This is a genomic window from Acinetobacter sp. C15 (assembly GCF_013420645.1).
Taxonomy (GTDB): Bacteria; Pseudomonadota; Gammaproteobacteria; order Pseudomonadales; family Moraxellaceae; genus Acinetobacter; species Acinetobacter indicus.
On sequence record NZ_VOXR01000109.1, the window covers coordinates 1 to 1,939 of the forward strand.

The 1,939-nt window shown below is 46.5% G+C and carries 1 protein-coding gene; it reads left to right on the forward strand.

Translation table 11 applies throughout. The features are described from left to right. Nucleotides 1–219: 219 nt before the first annotated feature. Nucleotides 220–1,665: a YdiU family protein gene (locus FTT63_RS15325; protein WP_180192472.1), complete on the forward strand. Its 1,446-nt coding sequence runs from the start codon at nt 220–222 to the stop codon at nt 1,663–1,665. Nucleotides 1,666–1,939: the final 274 nt, after the last annotated feature.

Sequence of the window (1,939 nt, forward strand, 5' to 3'; positions counted from 1 at the left end):
GAGTGATGGGAGAGAATGTTCAAGAGTGGATTCTAAATGTTCAGATAAAGACATAAAAAAATGAGCGTATTTACATACACTCATTTTTACTACATTTTTCTAAAATTTGCTTAACTGACTGGCATTATCCTGATGGAGGCTTTTTCTATTCGGAAACACGACACTTTTCTCCAGCCAAGTTTGTTATAGTGAAGGCCTGTTCTGAATGGCTGTTCTGCAATGCAATTTAACTCGCGCTATCCTACCCTGCCTTCCCGTCTGTATAACCAGCAACAACCGCTGCCTTTAAAAGGCGCCAAAGCCGGGCATTTCAATGCAGCACTGGCCGATGAACTGCAATGGTCAAATGAAGACAAAGCACAGTGGGTCGAAATCTGTAGCGGCCAGAAAACATTTGCTGAATTTCCGCCGTTGGCCATGGTTTATGCCGGGCATCAATTCGGGCAATGGGCCGGTCAGCTCGGTGATGGACGTGGTTTACTGATTGCCCAGATTGTTGACCAGCATCAGCAGACCATTGATCTGCATTTAAAAGGTGCCGGTGCTACCCCTTATTCACGGATGGGCGATGGTCGCGCGGTGTTACGCTCGGTGATTCGTGAATATCTGGCCGGTCATGCCTTAAATGCCTTGGGCGTACCTTCCAGTAATACCGTGGGATTTACTTCATCCACCCAAGGGGTACAGCGTGAAAAACTGGAACCGGGTGCAATGATGTTACGTACCTCGGACTGTCATATTCGGCTGGGGCATTTTGAATGGATCAATCAATATCAGCCAGATTTACTGCCTGAATTTACCCAGAAATGTATCGAATGGCATTATCCGGAATGTCTGAAGGCCGAGCAGCCTGTTTTAGCTTTTGCCACGCAGGTGGTGCAGCGTACTGCAGTGATGATTGCCCAATGGCAGCTGGTCGGCTTTGCCCATGGGGTAATGAATACCGATAATTTAAATATCACCGGCTCTACCCTAGATTTTGGTCCTTACGGTTTTATGGAGCGCTTTCGCCCGAACTGGATCAACAACCATTCCGATTATCAGGGACGTTATACCTATCAGCAACAGCCGAGTATTGGGCACTGGAACTTGTGGACCTGGCTGAACAACCTGATTCCGCTTTGTCCCGCAGACGATGACCAGGAGCAATGGAAAACAGATCTGGCTCAATGTTTAACTCATTTTGAACCGACCTTCCTGGAACACTACAAGCATGGCTTAAACCAGAAAATGGGCTTACCCAGCTTCCATAAAGACAGCTTTGACTGCGCGATGGCTTTTTTAAGAATCTTGCAAAGCGAACAGCTGGACTACACCCAAAGCTTTATTCGCCTGCAACATAAAGACTATGAAGCGATTAAAGATGATTGCTTAGACCGTCGTCAGTTTGAAGCCTTCCTGACGCAATATGAGCGTATTCGTGAACATCAGGATACCGATGAACTGGATGCCGCCATGACCGCCGTCAATCCGCATTACATCCTGCGCAACCATATGGCGCAAAAAGCAATTGAACTGGCCGAGCGGGATGATTTTTCTGAAGTCGAGCGTTTATTTCGCCTGCTCAGTCAACCCTATACCCGACAGACTGCGCTGGAAAAACCGGAAGATTTAGCGCCGCTGCCAAGCGATGTGCCTGAAGTGATGGTCAGCTGCTCGTCTTAAAGTATCCACATTAGCCTGGTAAATTGTGGATAATTTCAGCATTATCCACAAAGTGCCCTTCAACCTAAATTGCGTATGGCTTTGCATCCACTTGCGGCAAAAGTCGCTACTACCCTGCCTGAAGTCACAGTGACCCAGCCTTTTGGTGAGGGTTAATAACTGCTAATTGAAATCTACTTATTTCTATATTATTATATACAAATGAATAGATATGTTAGTATTGGCGTTGCAGCTAAAACACTGGGTGTTTCCATCCAAACCCTAAGAAGATGGG

Coding starts and splice junctions, on each gene's coding strand:
- FTT63_RS15325 (WP_180192472.1), top strand. CDS start 220: ATGCAATTTAACTCGCGCTATCCTACCCTGCCTTCCCGTCTGTATAAC.